14 protein-coding genes are annotated in these 14643 nt (G+C 33.3%); 10 read left to right on the forward strand and 4 right to left on the reverse strand.

What is annotated here, in order from left to right; genetic code table 11:
- Positions 1-72: 72 nt before the first annotated feature.
- The 3 genes from CELLY_RS09070 to CELLY_RS09080 form a co-directional block, all read right to left on the reverse strand.
- Positions 73-1083: an L-rhamnose/proton symporter RhaT gene (locus CELLY_RS09070; protein ID WP_013621376.1), complete on the reverse strand. Its 1011-nt coding sequence runs from the start codon at positions 1081-1083 to the stop codon at positions 73-75.
- A gap of 164 nt (positions 1084-1247) precedes the next feature.
- Complete coding sequence (locus CELLY_RS09075) at positions 1248-2552, reverse strand: GntP family permease (protein WP_013621377.1); 1305 nt, start codon at positions 2550-2552, stop codon at positions 1248-1250.
- Between the two features lie 97 nt (positions 2553-2649).
- Complete coding sequence (locus CELLY_RS09080; protein ID WP_013621378.1) at positions 2650-3537, reverse strand: AraC family transcriptional regulator; 888 nt, start codon at positions 3535-3537, stop codon at positions 2650-2652.
- Between the two features lie 293 nt (positions 3538-3830).
- Here CELLY_RS09080 and CELLY_RS09085 point away from each other — a divergent pair, with 293 nt between their 5' ends.
- The 8 genes from CELLY_RS09085 to CELLY_RS09120 are packed head-to-tail and all read left to right on the forward strand — an operon-like array spanning position 3831 to position 9960.
- A complete protein-coding gene (locus tag CELLY_RS09085) occupies positions 3831-4283 on the forward strand; it encodes a hypothetical protein (protein ID WP_141103776.1) in 453 nt (150 codons plus the stop codon).
- 6 nt (positions 4284-4289) lie between these two features.
- A complete protein-coding gene (gene ruvC, locus CELLY_RS09090; protein ID WP_013621380.1) occupies positions 4290-4844 on the forward strand; it encodes a crossover junction endodeoxyribonuclease RuvC in 555 nt (184 codons plus the stop codon).
- Between the two features lie 4 nt (positions 4845-4848).
- Positions 4849-5979, forward strand: a complete 1131-nt coding sequence (gene hemW, locus CELLY_RS09095) for a radical SAM family heme chaperone HemW (protein WP_013621381.1) — start codon at positions 4849-4851, stop codon at positions 5977-5979.
- A gap of 20 nt (positions 5980-5999) precedes the next feature.
- Positions 6000-6749: a cyclase family protein gene (locus CELLY_RS09100; RefSeq protein ID WP_013621382.1), complete on the forward strand. Its 750-nt coding sequence runs from the start codon at positions 6000-6002 to the stop codon at positions 6747-6749.
- 43 nt (positions 6750-6792) lie between these two features.
- Positions 6793-7431 carry a DUF4230 domain-containing protein gene (locus CELLY_RS09105; RefSeq protein ID WP_013621383.1) on the forward strand — a complete coding sequence of 213 codons (639 nt, stop codon included), beginning with the start codon at positions 6793-6795 and terminating at the stop codon, positions 7429-7431.
- Positions 7432-7437: 6 nt separating this feature from the next.
- Positions 7438-7767 (forward strand): Dabb family protein, encoded by a 330-nt coding sequence (locus CELLY_RS09110; protein ID WP_013621384.1) that lies wholly within the window; start codon positions 7438-7440, stop codon positions 7765-7767.
- 11 nt (positions 7768-7778) lie between these two features.
- On the forward strand, positions 7779-8141 hold the full coding sequence (locus CELLY_RS09115) for an MmcQ/YjbR family DNA-binding protein (protein WP_013621385.1): 363 nt from the start codon (positions 7779-7781) through the stop codon (positions 8139-8141).
- Between the two features lie 46 nt (positions 8142-8187).
- On the forward strand, positions 8188-9960 hold the full coding sequence (locus tag CELLY_RS09120) for a MutS-related protein (protein WP_013621386.1): 1773 nt from the start codon (positions 8188-8190) through the stop codon (positions 9958-9960).
- On the opposite strand, the gene CELLY_RS09125 is transcribed toward CELLY_RS09120, so the two are convergent.
- Positions 9957-10493: a hypothetical protein gene (locus CELLY_RS09125; protein ID WP_013621387.1), complete on the reverse strand. Its 537-nt coding sequence runs from the start codon at positions 10491-10493 to the stop codon at positions 9957-9959. The genes CELLY_RS09120 and CELLY_RS09125 overlap by 4 nt on opposite strands.
- Positions 10494-10594: 101 nt before the next feature.
- Between CELLY_RS09125 and CELLY_RS09130 the strand changes: the two genes are divergently transcribed.
- Both CELLY_RS09130 and odhB read left to right on the forward strand, forming a co-directional pair.
- Positions 10595-13363 carry a 2-oxoglutarate dehydrogenase E1 component gene (locus CELLY_RS09130; RefSeq protein WP_013621388.1) on the forward strand — a complete coding sequence of 923 codons (2769 nt, stop codon included), beginning with the start codon at positions 10595-10597 and terminating at the stop codon, positions 13361-13363.
- Positions 13364-13390: 27 nt separating this feature from the next.
- Positions 13391-14611 (forward strand): 2-oxoglutarate dehydrogenase complex dihydrolipoyllysine-residue succinyltransferase, encoded by a 1221-nt coding sequence (odhB, locus tag CELLY_RS09135; protein WP_013621389.1) that lies wholly within the window; start codon positions 13391-13393, stop codon positions 14609-14611.
- The last annotated feature ends 32 nt before the right edge of the window (positions 14612-14643 follow it).

The raw sequence follows: 14643 nt of genomic DNA on the forward strand, positions 1-14643 counted from the left end.
GATTTTTTAGTGCCTAAAAGCTTGTAAAACAATTAGGGTTGTATTTTTATAATTATGGTTGTTGTTGTGTATTTAATAATTAGCGTACCCTAAAATGCATATTGCAGTGATAAGTATTGCTAGTCCGCCCATTAATATTCTAAACGGACCGTTAGCATTGTTCCATTCGCCAGCTCTGTATGCCCAAAAATTACTTATTATAAGCGCTAAGCCTAATAAAATTGGCCATCCAATAACTGGTCCTAAATCTCCCATTAATGCTGCTCCTTGTCCGTATACACCAAGTGCAGCAAACCAGAATATGCCAGTTACTACAGCCCACATATAGGCTTTTTTGCTGTTATTAACTTTAAAAGAGCTCCAAGTGTTGTTTTTTATCAATCTAAAAATGGCATAACCGCCATTCATTGCAAAGGCGCCAATTAAAACAACAACCCATGAAGCCAAACTTGCATTTTGTGTGCTAACATCATAATTATCTACAGCTATTTTTGCTACAGGAGCAGCATTAGAAAAACCAACGTTTAAAAAAGCAGATAATACACCAGATGCAACTGCAATTAACACACCTAATTTTATAGATTTATTTGTAGCATTGCTATTACTACTTTTAAGCTTGTCTCTCTTTACACCAGCAACAGCAGTAATGGCTACACCCACTAAAAGTAATAGCACACCCACCAAAATTATAGGAAAAGATGGTTGAGAAAAAGCACCTTCTATTTGAAATAGAGGAATAATACAACCCATTGAAGCAGCAAGTCCCATTACAATGCCGTATGTAATTGATATTCCTGTTTTTTCTACACTTACGCCAAAAAGGATACCTCCAATTCCCCATAAAAAGCCATACAGAGCAGCAGTCCAAAATGTGTTAGAGTCTGTTGCAGCTATAACACCGCACAGATCTGGAATTACAATAAAAGCCCATATTACAGGTACCGCTATCATTGCAACAAAAGATTGAATTAGCCACCAAGCTTCCCACTTTAATGGTGCTATATATTTCATTCCTAGGCCAAAAGTGCCCTGAAAAAAACTTGCAAATATTACTAGGATAATAGCTAATGAATATGTGTTCATTTCTAGAGTGGTTTTTTGTGTTAGTTGATGTTAGTAATGAAGAGTTATGAATTTACTTTTCATTTATATATCACAAAGAAACCTTAATATAGAACGTGATTATTGAAGAATTTTACCTTAGAGCAGCATTATTTTACCCTATAAGCACAAAATTGACAATTGCATTAGTCTCTTAAAAATGTGTAAGCTAAAAAAACCATTACTCCTCCAGATAAAGAAACGATAGCGGTTAGTAAACTAAATGATTTTAGAAGTTTTGGTACAGAAACATTATGTATTTCCTTAAACAACCAAAAGAAACTACTATTTACGTGTATAATTCCTAAAGATCCTGCGCAAATTGCGGCGGTTGTAAATGTAGGATCTAGTGTGCCATTGCTAATTAATGGAGCAACTATAGATGCAGTAGTTATTAGTGAAACTGTAATGGAGCCAGTTACAGTTGTAAAAAGCATACTAAGTAAAAATGGCACAATTATACCCATTGAAGAAATAGAGTCTGTGTTTGAGAAAAGGGAGCTAACAATACCAGTGTCTTTTATAACCTGACCAAACGCACCACCCGTCCCAGTAATTAAAATAACAATAGCTGTTTTAGCGCCAGCAGTATTAAAATAACTATTTAATTTACTTGAAAAATCTTTTTTGTCAAGTAGTGGTAATGCAAATAAAATGCCAATTAGCAATGCCCATATAGGGTTTTTAATAAAAGCTATAATTGCATTTTCCTCTTTTATAATTGCACCTACAGACATTAAAATAAGAGGAGTAAGTAAGGCGGCAAAAGGTAAGATTTTTTTGTATCCTCCTAATTTTTTGTTTTCTGTTTTTTGTAGTTTGTTGGTGTCAATTGTGTTAGTGGTTTGTAGTTTGTTTTTGTTCACTTTAAGCCAAACCAAGCAGCCAATTATAGCAGCAATTGCAACAACTATATTAAGAGGTATAATTTTTCCTACGCTAATATTAAAAGCAGATGCTACTGCTAGGGGTCCAGGTGTAGGAGGTATTAATGCGTGGGCTACAGTTAAACTTATAGCTAATGATAAGCCTAATACCAAAATTGAATGGCCAGATTTTTTAGATAGTACGTGTAGTGTGGGTAAAAGTGTAAGGTAGGCAACATCCATAAAAACAGGTATTCCAATTAAAAAGCCTATTATAGACATACTTAATGGTAGGTATTTTGTGCCAAAGAGGGCTATAATACTATCTGCAATTAAATCAGATCCTCCAGTGTTGGATAAAATCTCCCCAAGCAAAGCGCCAAATAGTATGATAAGGCCAATCCATTTTAAAGTGTTTCCAAAACCATTTAATAAACTTTCTGTTACGGTTGTAACTGTCCCGCCAGTGGCTAAACCAAGTATAAGTCCAAAAACTAATAAGGCAGGTATAGGATGAACTTTAAAAACAGTAACAGCTACAATTAATAAGGCAATACAAACGGTTAATGTAATTAAAGCAAGCATAGTTTGGTGTGGTTGTTATAGATAAAAGTCAAATATAGCGGCAACGGACAAATAGTTATATGACATTTTTAACTGTTAGTAGCATTATACTACCTAATTAAATAATAGAGGTTATTTTTTTATTGTATTTCTCCATATATTCAGAAGGTGTTACTTTCATTAATGCTTTAAATTGTCTGTTAAAATTTGTAAGCGTATTAAATCCGGATTGGTAACAAACTGTAGAAATTTGCATTTCTCCTTCTATTAAAAGTTTGCAGGCGTGTCTTAATCTAATTTCATTAAGGTATTGCGTAAAAGATTTATGGGTTCTTTTTTTAAAGTATCTACAAAAAGCATTTGGAGTCATAAAAGCTATAGAGGCTACTTCTTCTAATTCTATTTTTTTGTCGAAATTTTCAGTTAAAAATAAAATTACTCTTGCCATACGGTCTTTTTCGTTTTTGTTGTATGTGTTTGTTATAACCTCTGAGCATAAAGGTTTATAGTTTTCACTTACAGATAAAATGTCTAAAATTTTTAACAAGCCAATTATTCTAGATAAGCCTTTGTTACCCACTAAACCTAGTATGTGGTTATGAGCTAAGTATGTTGCAGCCTTAGAAAATTGAAGTCCCATATTGGCTTTTTTAAAAAGAACTTGTAGTTTTTTTGCCTCTGCCAAATCTAAAAAGTCTGAACCTAAAAAATCATTTTCAAACTTAATTACTATGAGGTTTACCGCTTCGTCTTCTAGTTTATCTGCGTAATATTCTTTATGGTTTTTAAACAGGTGTGGAACATTGCTTCCAATTAAATACAATTCCCCTGGTGCAAAATTTCCTATAGAGTTACCAACATAACGAGTGCCTGTGCTTTTTATAAAATAGATAAGCTCTAGTTCCTTATGAAAATGCCAATTTTGCTCAATACATGGCATTCTATCTTGGCGAGCTAGGAAAGAGTTTTCAGGCCTTTTCTCTGTTTGTTTGTATGTTAACTTCATAGCAGTTTAATTTAATTTCATAATAAAAAAATAAGTTTTTATTTCTGAAGTGGTTATAAATATAAAAAATTAACCTGATATATGTTAATTATTACTTTTTTAGGTAAAATAGTGCTAATGGGTGTTCTGTTGTTGGTGTAGTGTAAGCAGTATTATAAAGAGTAGTTGCTTTTTTAGGCAAAATAATAGTGTAGTTTGGTGTGCTAATTTTGGTGCTATGCTGTTCACTTGATTAAAAAATTGTAAATTTCGCCTAGAATTTAGTTTTTATGCAAAGAGCAGCTTTATTTCTTATGATATTTCTTTGCGTTTCTTGCGATTTTTTTGATTCTAGAGCCGAAAAAACTCAGAAGATTATTAAGCAAGAAATGGAGGGTATTAATTGGAATGCTATAGATCAATTTCCTTTGTTTGAAGGGTGTGACGAACTTGCTTCAAAAGAAGTACAAAAAGAGTGTTTTGAAGAAATGTTGTTGTTGCATTACTCAGAAATATTAGGGGACTTTGAGTTTGTTTTAGATAGAGCTATAAAAGATACAATACGTATAGATGTGTTAATAGATAGCAAAGGAGAAATTTCTGTTTTAGATATAGAGCAAGATTCTGTTATTACAAATCAAATACCAGGGTTTAACGGTATTATTTCTCGTGGTATTAAAAGCTTGCCTAAATTAAAACCAGCTTTAAAAAGAGGAATACCTGTACGTGCTAAATTTAGAATTCCTTTAGTAATAAATACCAAATAAAAATTAGTGGCTAAAGAAAGAATTATATTGGGGGTAGATCCTGGTACTACTATTATGGGCTTTGGCCTTATAAAAGTGGTAGGTAAAAAAATGGAATTTTTGCAAATGAACGAACTTTTATTGCAGAAGTATAATGACCCTTACACCAAACTTAAACTTATTTTTGAGCGCACTATAGAGCTTATAGATACGTATCACCCAGATGAAATGGCTTTAGAAGCGCCTTTTTATGGTAAAAATGTACAGTCTATGTTAAAATTAGGCCGTGCACAAGGTGTTGCTATGGCTGCTGGTTTATCTAGGCAACTAGTAATTACTGAGTATATGCCTAAAAAAATTAAAATGGCAATTACGGGTAATGGTAATGCAAGTAAAGAGCAAGTAGCTGGGATGTTAAAAAGTACTTTAGGGTTAAAAGAATTGCCTAAAAACTTAGATGCTACAGATGGTTTGGCTGCTGCAGTGTGTCATTTTTACAATAGCGGAAAATTAGAAACAGGTAAAAGTTACTCTGGTTGGGATTCTTTTGTAAAGCAAAACCAAAATAGGGTAAAAAAATAAAAAAATGGCAGGTATTTATATACACATTCCTTTTTGTAAACAGGCTTGTCATTATTGCGATTTTCATTTTTCTACCTCTATGGGGAAAAAGGAAGAAATGCTACAGGCTATTTCTAAGGAGCTTGTTTTACGTAAAAACGAGTTTAAGCAAACCAGTGTAGAAACCATTTATTTTGGTGGAGGTACGCCTTCTGTTTTAAATGCCAATGAAATAAATAGGCTTATAAAAAAAGTTTACGAAAATTACAATGTTGTTAAAAATCCAGAGATAACTTTGGAGGCTAATCCGGATGATTTATCTACTTTAAAAATAGAACAACTTGCAGTATCAAAGGTAAACAGACTTAGTATTGGAGTGCAGTCTTTTTTTGAAGACGATTTAAAACTGATGAATAGGGCGCACAATGCTAAAGAGGCTGAAAGTTGTATTGCTTTGGCAACCAAATACTTTTCAGACATAACAATAGATTTAATTTACGGTATTCCAGGAATGAGCAATGATAAATGGATGCAAAACATACACAAAGCTTTATCTTTTGGTTTGCCACATATTTCTAGTTATGCACTTACAGTAGAGCCAAAAACTGCTTTAGAAAAATTTATTAAAAAAGGAGAAATAGCTCCTGTAAAAGATAGTGTTGCTCAAGAGCATCATAAAATTCTGGTAAAAGAATTGGCTAAAGAGGGTTTTGTAAATTATGAGTTTTCTAACTTTGGAAAACCAGATTTTTTTTCTAAAAATAATACCGCATATTGGTTGGGTAAAAAATATATTGGTGTTGGGCCATCTGCACATTCTTTTAACGGGGAAAGCAGGAGTTGGAATGTGAATAATAACCCTAAATACATAAAAGCATTAGCGCAAAATAAGCTGCCACAAGAGATAGAAGAATTGTCTGTAGTGGATAGGTATAATGAATATGTTATGACCGGTTTAAGAACTATTTGGGGTGTTTCACTACAAAAGGTACAGGAAGATTTTGGATTAAAATATGTGACTTATTTAGAAAAAGAGGCAAATAAAAAAATTGAAAAAGGTCTGTTGCAACTTAAAAATAATACACTTTTAGTGACAGCAAAAGGTAAATTTTTAAGTGATGGTATAGCAGCAGATTTGTTTATTGTTAACTTATAAATTAATATAGAAAGAGATTCATGAAGGCAGTTATTACAGTAAGAACAAAAAAATATTCAATAAATTTAAATGATGCATTAGATATTTCTATGCCTTTAAAAGGGGATAAGTCTAATGTAAATGCTTGGTATGTTGGTGCGCCAGTTATAGAGCCACATACAGATGGTGATTTTGTTGGTTTGGTAAGTGAGGGTTCATCTGTAAACTTTAATAATATAAGTTTTAATCCGCATGCACACGGTACGCATACAGAGTGTGTGGGGCATATTACAGAGAAATTTGTGTCTGTAAATCAAAAATTAAAACAATTTTTCTTTTTGGCAGAAGTAATTACCATTGCACCAGAAAAAATAGGAGACGATTTTGTTATTTCTAAAAAGCAATTGCAATATGCTTTAGGTAAAAAAAAGAGAGAGGCTGTTGTTATACGAACAATTCCTAATTTAGAAGATAAAATAGGAGCGCAATATTCCAATACCAATCCACCTTACTTGTTAGAGGAAGGAGCTGTTTTTTTAAGAGAAAAAGGAGTAGAGCACTTGCTAATAGATTTGCCATCTGTTGATAAGGAAAAAGATGATGGTAAGTTAGTTTCTCATAAGGCATTTTGGAATTTTGAAGGTAAAATTAGAGAAAATGCCACTATAACAGAATTTATATATGTTGCTAATACTATTGAAGATGGCACATATTTTTTAAATTTGCAAGTAGCTCCTTTTGAGAATGATGCAAGTCCTAGTAGGCCTGTTTTGTATAAAATTGAAGAGTAAAACAGTATTAAATAGTGCTGTTTTGTAACGTATAAAATAAATAATGGATAGTTTAATAGAGGTTTTTTTAGGGTTAATTTTAGGGGCTATACTTATGTATTGGGTGTATTCCTTTTTTAGAACTAAAAAGACCAAAGAAGTTACACATACACAGTCTACTGTTTTATTAGAAAAAATAAAAAGGGTTTGTAAATTAATATCTGTAGAAGGAGATTTTGCAGAAGTATACCAATACCACAATACCAAAGAGCATTTTATGAGTTTGGTAAGTAGTAAAAAAAAGGCATTAGTAATTATAAACGCTAAAGTGCAAATTGGGTATGATCTAAAAAAAATTCTTTTAAATGCAGATGATAGTAAAAAGAGAATTATACTCAAGAATTTTCCAGAGCCAGAGGTGTTGTCAGTTTCTCCTGAGCTTCAGTTTTATGATATTAAAAACGGATTATTTAATTCGTTTTCTCCAGAGGATTTAACTAATGTGAATAAAGAGGCAAAGGAGCATATTTTAGAGAAAATACCTGTAAGTGGTTTAATGGATACGGCCCGTAAAGAAGCGTTAGAGGCAATACTTTTAATAGAGTCTATTGTAGAAACTATTGGGTGGACGTTAGATTATTCTGCGTTAAAAATTGAAAATAAACAAGAGGTAAAGCAAATAGAAAAAGAAATAAATAAATAGTGTTTTATGAGCGTAAATAATTTTGAATCAGCATTTGTGCATAACGTATATTTTTGGTTAAAAAATCCAGATAGCGAAGATGATAAAAAAGCTTTTGTAACATCATTACGTAAGTTTTTAAATGCTTCTAAATATGCAAGTACTAATTTTATAGGTACACCACCAGCAGCTACTAGAGATGTGGTAGATGGTAGTTTTACGTTTAGCTTATTGGTTTCGTTTACATCGGCAGAAAATCAACAAAAATACCAAGATGAAGAGGCACACTTAACTTTTATAGAAGAATCTGCTCGCTTATGGGATAAGGTTATTGTATATGATTCTACAACAGTTTAAACTTGCTGTTTATGAATGTAGAAGAGGTTAGGGCATATTGCATTTTAAAAAAAGGAATTACAGAAGAGTTTCCTTTTGATGAGCATACTTTGGTTTTTAAGGTTTTGGGTAAAATGTTTGCCTTGTTACCGTTAGAGCGCTTGCCACCTCAAATTAATTTAAAGTGTAACCCAGAGTTGTCATTAAAACTTAGAGAAAAGTATGATGGTGATATTGCACCAGGTTTTCATATGAATAAAAAACACTGGAATACAATACTAATAGAACGTATTTCTCCTAGTTTACTAAAAGAATTAATAGATCATTCATACAATTTAGTAGTATCTAAACTTACCAAAAAACAACAAGCAGAGTTAGCTAAGCTAAAGGAATAATATTTTTTTAGTTGCATAATACATTACGCACCACTACATTATTTTTATGAAAGAACTTATTGCATTTTACAAACAAAATATTACTAACTATAAAGAAGAATCTGCTAAGGTTAAATCTAAATTATTGCTGTCTAGTTTGTTAAGGTTGGCGGTATTTTTATTAGCTGGTTTTGGTGTTTATTTTTTTATAGGAAACACCAAAGCAGTAATGGCGGTTATTTTATTGGCTATAGTGTTGTTTGTGTTTTTAGTGTCTAGACATTCAGATTTGCAATATGTGTATCATAAATTTATAGCACTTATAAAAATTAATGAAATTGAGATTGATGTTTTGCATCGTAAATTTCATAACCTTCCAGATGGAGAGGAATTTGCAGATCCACTTCATTTTTATAGTCAAGATGTAGATTTGTTTGGTAAAGGTTCTTTTTACCAATACAGTAATAGAACTGCTTTGGAGCAAGGTAGTGAAGAGTTGGCTAATCAATTTACGGCAAATGATATAGATAATATAGCGCAAAAACAAAACGCTGTAAAGGAGTTAGCTTCTAAGCCTAAATGGAGGCAAGAATTTGCGGCTATTGCTACGCTTGTAAAAGCAGAAGTGTCATACAAAACAATTGTTTCTTGGATGCAGAAACATACAGCGTTTATTCCTTCTTTTATGAGGTTTGTGCCTACTGTGTTTACGGTAATTACGGTGTTGCTTTTTGTCTTATATTTTTTGGGTTTTATTTCTGGTTTTTTTGTAGCAGGTTGGTTTTTTATAGGTTTACTTGTTACAGGTACATATTTTAAAAAGGTAAGCAAACTGGCTGCAGATATGGGAAAAATACAAAGTACTTTTCAGCAATATCAAAAACTTATTGTGGCTATAGAAGATGTAGAGTTTACATCAGACTTATTAAAAGAAAAAAGAGCAGTTGTTGTTACAGATGGTAAAAAAACGTCTGCTGTTTTACATGAGTTTTCAAGAATTTTAGGAGCCTTAGATCAGCGTAATAATATGATTTTTGGTTTCTTAGGAAATGGTTTTTTGTTGTGGGATGTTCATCAATCTTATAAAATAGAGAACTGGATAAAGCTATACGGACATTTGGTACAAGATTGGTTTAGTGTTATAGCTTTTTTTGATGCGTATAACAGCTTAGGTAATTTTGCGTTTAATAATCCAAGTTATGTGTATCCTACAATTGCTGCTAAAGGTAAAGTGCTACAGGTTAAAAATGCGGCACATCCATTATTAGATCCTGCAAAAAGTATAAAAAATGATATCACTATTAATAATGCGGAGTTTTTTATAGTAACAGGAGCAAATATGGCAGGTAAAAGTACTTTTTTGCGTACTGTGTCATTGCAAATTGTTATGGCAAATATGGGCTTACCAGTTTGTGGTACTTCGGCAGAATATTCGCCAATAAAATTAATAACAAGTATGCGTACAACAGACTCACTTACAGATGATGAGTCCTATTTTTTTTCTGAGTTAAAACGATTAAAGTTTATTGTTGACGAAATACAAAACGATCGTTATTTTATAGTTTTGGATGAAATTTTAAAAGGAACAAATAGTACAGATAAAGCTATTGGTTCTCGTAAATTTGTAGAGAAATTAGTGGCGTCTCAATCTACCGGAATTATTGCTACACACGATTTAAGTTTGTGTAAAGCAGCAGATGAGTTGCCAGGTGTAAAAAATCATTATTTTGATGCAGAAATTATAAATAATGAACTACATTTTGACTATAAGTTTAAAGATGGTATTTGTAAAAATATGAATGCATCATTCCTACTTAAAAAAATGCAAATAGTAGATTAAAAGTAAACCCTAACAAAAGGCATTAATGCATCTGCGTAAATGCTTTTTTCGTCATCATACAAAACATCATAACGTATGCCAAAAGTTACATTTTGGTTACTGTATCCTATACCTAAAAACAAGGCAGAATTCCAGTAATTATCTTCTATAGTGCTGCCATTTATGCCAAAATCACGGTTTATTCGCATTTGTTCAAACTCCGCAGATAGTTGTATAGCAGGTACAATATTAAATAACGTTAATGCGCTAGCGCCATACGCGGTAAGTTTATGGTCTCCAAATTTAGAGTAATTAAAATTTAAGCCTGTACCAACAGCAAACATTGGGTTAACCTGGTAAATAGCACTAGGGGAAACACTAGCGTTAAAGCTGTCGTTTCCAAATCCAATGCCTAAACCACCTCCAAATTGTACTTTTTCCCAAAAGTTACTATAGCTTGCGCTAACCTGTGCAATTGTGGTATTAGAGGCAAAAGCTGTTATCAAGATACTTATAATCAATAATTTTGAAAGGAAATGCTTGTTTTTTCTCATTCTTGTTATTTTTTTACATTATTACGCACTAAGATATGCTTATAAAAGCTAAAAGTTGTATTTTTGAATAAATTTTGTTCACAAGACAGAGAAGAATTTCAATGGATAAATATTCGTTTTTAAACGCAGCGCATACATCATTTTTTGCGACTTTATATGATAAATACTTAATTAGCCCTGACAGTGTAGAGCCTAGCTGGCGTGCCTTTTTTCAAGGTTTTGACTTTGGTCAAGAAACAGCACAAGAAGAGTTTTCTGAAAACGGACCGGCAATAGAAGCTGCAATGCCACAGTCTTTACAGAAAGAATTTAAAGTAATTAAGTTAATTGATGGGTACAGAAGCAGAGGACACTTGTTCACTAAAACAAACCCAGTTCGCGAAAGAAGAAAATACTCACCAACTTTAGAGTTAGACAATTTTGGGTTGTCTAGTGAAGATTTAAACACCGTTTTTACTGCAGGAGAAATCCTAGGTATTGGAGCTGTTTCTTTAGAGGAAATTATAAAACATCTTAAAAGCATATATTGTGACGCTATTGGCGTTGAGTATATGTACATACGTAAGCCAGAAAGAGTAGAGTGGATTCAAAATTGGTTAAACGTAAATGACAATCACCCTAAGTTTAACGCAGATAGAAAAAAGCATATTCTTAAAAAACTAAATCAGGCAGTTTCTTTTGAGAGTTTTTTACATACAAAATATGTTGGGCAAAAACGTTTTTCTATAGAGGGTAATGAGTCTTTAATCCCTGCTTTAGATGCTGTTGTAGAACGAGCAGCAGAAATGGGAGTAGAGCAGTTTGTAATGGGTATGGCTCACCGTGGTAGACTTAACGTGCTTACTAATATTTTTGGTAAAGCAGCTAAGGATATTTTTAGTGAGTTTGATGGTAAAGATTACGAGCAAGAAATTTTTGATGGCGATGTTAAGTATCACTTAGGATGGACATCTGAGCGTAAAGCTAGTAACGGAAATAAAATAAAAATGAATATTGCACCAAATCCATCTCACTTAGAGACTGTTGGTGCGGTAGTAGAAGGTATTGCTAGAGTTAAACAAGATGCTCACTTCCCTGAAGATTTTTCAAAAGTATTGCCAATTGTTGTGCACGGAGATGCTGCTATTGCAGGTCAAGGTTTAGTGTATGAGGTTGTACAAATGGCAAACTTAGATGGGTATAAAACAAATGGTACTATACATATTGTAGTAAACAACCAAATTGGTTTTACAACAAACTATTTAGATGCTAGGTCATCTACCTATTGTACAGATGTTGCTAAAGTAACTTTAAGTCCGGTATTACACGTAAATGCAGATGATGCAGAAGCTGTAGTACACGCTTCTTTATTTGCATTGGAGTACAGAATGCGTTTTAATAGAGATGTATTTATAGATTTATTAGGTTATAGAAAATATGGGCACAATGAAGGTGATGAGCCTCGTTTTACACAGCCTAAACTATATAAAGCAATATCTAAACACAATAACTCAAGAGATATTTATGCAGAGCGTTTACTTGCAGAAGGAGTTATAGAAAAAGGATTTGTAAAAGAATTAGAAAATGAATACAAAGCTTCTTTAGAAGAAGAGTTAGAAGATTCTAGAAAAGAAGATAAAACAGTTATTACGCCTTTTATGGCAGATGAGTGGAGTGGTTTTGCATCTGTTAGAGAATGGGAGATGATGGAGGCTGTAGATACTACTTATGATAAAGACAAATTAACAGAAATTGCTAAGGTGATAACAGAATTACCTAGCGATAAAAAGTTTTTGCGTAAAGTTGAAAAGTTAGTTAAAGATCGTAAAAAAATGTTCTTTGAAACTAACAAATTAGACTGGGCAATGGGTGAACTTTTGGCTTACGGTACGTTGTTACAAGAGGGCTTTGGTGTTCGTATGTCTGGGCAAGATGTAGAAAGAGGAACTTTTTCTCACCGTCATGCAGTTATGAAGGTTGAAGAAAGTGAAGAAGAAATAATATTATTAAACCACTTGTCTGAGGAACAAGCCAGATTTCAAATTTACAATTCATTGTTGTCTGAATATGGTGTTGTTGGTTTTGATTATGGTTACGCTATGGCTAGCCCAAAAACACTTACTATTTGGGAAGCTCAATTTGGAGACTTTAGTAATGGAGCTCAAATTATGTTAGATCAGTACATTTCTGCTGCCGAAGATAAATGGAAGCTTCAAAACGGATTGGTGATGTTGTTACCACACGGTTATGAAGGTCAGGGTGCAGAGCATTCTTCTGCACGTATGGAAAGGTACTTGCAATTGTGTGCAAGAGATAATATGTACATTGCAGATGTTTCTACACCTGCACAAATGTTTCATATTCTGCGTAGACAAATGAAAGTTAATTTTAGAAAACCTTTAGTAATATTTACTCCTAAAAGTTTATTAAGACATCCAAAGGCGGTATCTACAATTGATGAGCTTGCTAACGGAACTTTTCAGGAGGTTTTAGATGATACTACAGCAGATGTTAGTAAAGTTAAATCTCTAGTATTCTGTACTGGTAAGTTTTACTATGACTTGCTTGCCGAAAAAGAGGAGCAAAACAGAGAAGATGTTGCTTTGGTAAGAGTAGAACAATTATTTCCGTTGCCAACAGAAAAAATAACAGAAATTATTGGTAGGTATACTAATGCAGATGATATTGTATGGGCACAAGAAGAACCAAGAAATATGGGAGCTTGGAGTCATATCATGATGCATTATAAAGATGCCAATAAATTAAGAGTAGCGTCTAGACGTTTTTATGCCTCACCAGCAGCTGGTAGTGCAGTACGTTCTAAGCGCAGACACCAACAAGTAATAGATTATGTCTTTGATAAAACCAAAGACAATATGACAAAAAGATAAACACAATAACACATCAAATAAAGTAGGATGATTTTAGAAATGAAAGTCCCTTCACCGGGAGAATCGATAACCGAAGTAGAAATAGCGGAATGGCTAGTGCAAGACGGAGATTATGTAGAGAAAGATCAAGCTATTGCAGAGGTAGATTCAGATAAAGCTACCTTAGAACTTCCAGCAGAAGTAAGCGGAGTAATTACATTAAAAGCAGAAGAAGGTGATGCAGTAGCAGTAGGTGCCGTTGTTTGTTTAATAGATACATCTGCAGCAAAACCAGAAGGTGCTGATGATGCGCCTGCTAAAGAAGAGAAAAAAGAAGAAACTGCACCAAAAGCAGAGGCTCCAAAGCCTGCAGAAACTGCAAAAACATATGCAACAGGGACAGCGTCTCCTGCAGCTAAAAAAATATTAAGTGAAAAAGGAATTGAGGCATCTGCTGTAAAAGGTACAGGTAAGGATGGTAGAGTAACTAAAGATGATGCTGTAAAAGCTGTGCCATCTATGGGGACACCAACTACTGGAGGTAACCGAGGAGAAACTCGTTCTAAATTATCAATGTTACGTCGTAAAGTGGCAGAGCGTTTGGTTTCAGCTAAAAATGAAACGGCTATGCTTACTACTTTTAACGAGGTAGATATGTCTCCTATTTTTGCATTGCGTAGCCAGTACAAAGATGACTTTAGAGCTAAACACGGTGTTGGTTTAGGTTTTATGTCTTTCTTTACTAAGGCGGTTGTACGTGCATTAGAGATGTACCCATCTGTAAATGCAATGATAGATGGTAAGGAAATGATTTCTTATGATTTTGCAGATATTAGTATTGCTGTATCTGGACCAAAAGGTTTAATGGTTCCTGTAATTAGAAATGCGGAAAACTTAACTTTTAGAGGAGTAGAAGCAGAGGTAAAACGTTTGGCTATTAGAGCTCGTGAAGGAGAAATTACAGTTGATGAAATGACAGGAGGAACATTTACTATTACTAATGGTGGTGTTTTTGGTTCTATGTTATCTACACCAATTATTAATCCTCCGCAAAGTGCTATTTTAGGTATGCACAATATAGTAGAGCGTCCTATAGCTAAAAATGGTGAGGTTGTTATTGCTCCTATTATGTATGTGGCTTTATCTTATGATCATAGAATTATAGATGGTAAAGAATCTGTTGGTTTCTTAGTTGCAGTTAAAGAAGCATTAGAAAATCCAGAAGAATTATTAATGAATAATGATGTTAAGAAGGCGTTAGAAATGTAGTCTTGAATCTAGAGATAAAAAAAGGGCTGAAG

Source organism: Cellulophaga lytica DSM 7489, from assembly GCF_000190595.1.
Taxonomy (GTDB): Bacteria; Bacteroidota; Bacteroidia; order Flavobacteriales; family Flavobacteriaceae; genus Cellulophaga; species Cellulophaga lytica.